The sequence below is a fragment of the Microcystis sp. M53602_WE12 genome (assembly GCF_030065455.1).
GTDB classification, from domain to species: Bacteria; Cyanobacteriota; Cyanobacteriia; order Cyanobacteriales; family Microcystaceae; genus Microcystis; species Microcystis aeruginosa.
Map to the genome: position 1 here is coordinate 1 of NZ_JASJFB010000001.1, position 1,456 is coordinate 1,456.

The 1,456-nt window shown below is 45.3% G+C and carries 2 protein-coding genes; both read left to right on the forward strand.

Annotation, left to right across the window (positions count from 1 at the left end; translation table 11 throughout):
- Positions 1–307 precede the first annotated feature (307 nt).
- Positions 308–922 carry a transcriptional repressor LexA gene (lexA, locus tag PX482_RS00005; protein WP_002758280.1) on the forward strand — a complete coding sequence of 205 codons (615 nt, stop codon included), beginning with the start codon at positions 308–310 and terminating at the stop codon, positions 920–922.
- 129 nt (positions 923–1,051) lie between these two features.
- A complete protein-coding gene (locus PX482_RS00010) occupies positions 1,052–1,318 on the forward strand; it encodes a TIGR02450 family Trp-rich protein (RefSeq protein ID WP_002800208.1) in 267 nt (88 codons plus the stop codon).
- Positions 1,319–1,456 lie beyond the last annotated feature (138 nt).

Genomic DNA, 1,456 nt, shown 5'->3' on the forward strand with positions numbered 1-1,456 from the left:
AACCCTTATAGAGAAAGACATTGGACGATTTTTGTCAATTGTTTTTGATCTAGAGCGAGCTAATCAGTTAAATCTTTTGCCAGATAAGGATTTAGTCGATTTATGCCCCCCTATCGAACCATAACAAGTAACGAAGAGCCATAATCTCCTGTCTCGGAGTCTCCTAACCAAGCACGACAATTTTTGATTTTCGCAAGAGTTCTAATAACCAGTTGATTTAGTCAGCCGATGAAGTTAAGATGTACTAGGTTAAACACAAATGAACTAAAGTACAAATTATCTTAACCCAAGCATAGGAAAATAGATCATGACTAACCTCGAATCCCTTACTCAAGCGCAACAGGAGTTGTACGACTGGCTAATTGAGTATATTCGCACTACTCAACACGCCCCTTCCATCCGGCAAATGATGCGAGCGATGAATTTACGCTCTCCCGCACCGATTCAAAGCCGTTTAGAACGTTTACGCGCCAAAGGCTATATTGATTGGACAGAAGGAAAAGCACGCACCCTGCGGATTCTCAAACAACCAGTGCAAGGTTTACCAGTTCTAGGTGCGATCGCTGCTGGTGGTTTAGTGGAACCCTTCACCGATGTGGAAGAAAAACTCGATCTTTCTAACCTGTTGCAACGCAGTCAAGACTGTTATGCTCTGCGGGTTTCCGGAGACAGTATGATCGAGGATCATATTGCCGATGGGGATCTGGTGATTATGCGTTCTCTCACGGGTAATGAAGCGGTGTCCAATGGGGAAATCGTCGCCGCCAGAGTCGAAGGCCACGGCACTACTTTAAAACGTTTCTACCAAGAAGGCGAAATCATCACTCTCCAACCCTCCAATCAAAAATATCAACCAATTACAGCCAATACTGAACAAGTACAAGTGCAAGGGGTTTTGGTTGGTGTTTGGCGCGGTTATTAGCCAAAACTGGGGCGCACTTAAGCGCCCCGATAATTTTTCCTCTCCTTGGCTACCGGAAAAAAATCGGGTTGGCAAACTAGGATAATATAAGGGTTTTAGCCTATCCCGCACTCAGGTGTTTTAACTTTTATGCCCAAAAAACAGAAGTATCCCCATCTCTTGGGGTCAAAATGGACGGCAAAACAAAAAACATGGGGCTGGCGACATTTTCAAGTGGTCAATCGTCAAAATCGCGGTCAATGGGTTTTTGCGGAATTAGTCGCTTCCTGCGATCCGACTGTCCGCTTCTGGATTAATGCTAAACAGTTGCAAGACGCGAATCTCTGGCAATCAGGTTGGCAAACCCTAACGGAAATGAACCAACCCGACAGCACCGACGAGATTATTGTTAATTAGGGTTTGCTGAAAAAGCTTTTCGGTGGTGGCAGGGTGTGGGGTGTGGGGTGTGGGGTGTGGGGTTTTACCAGTTTTGAGGTGGTCAACTACCTAATTTTCAGGGAAAAAGTACCTGAATTTTCCCCCGATCCCCGCAAT

Coding starts and splice junctions, on each gene's coding strand:
- lexA (WP_002758280.1), top strand. CDS start 308: ATGACTAACCTCGAATCCCTTACTCAAGCGCAACAGGAGTTGTACGAC.
- PX482_RS00010 (WP_002800208.1), top strand. CDS start 1,052: ATGCCCAAAAAACAGAAGTATCCCCATCTCTTGGGGTCAAAATGGACG.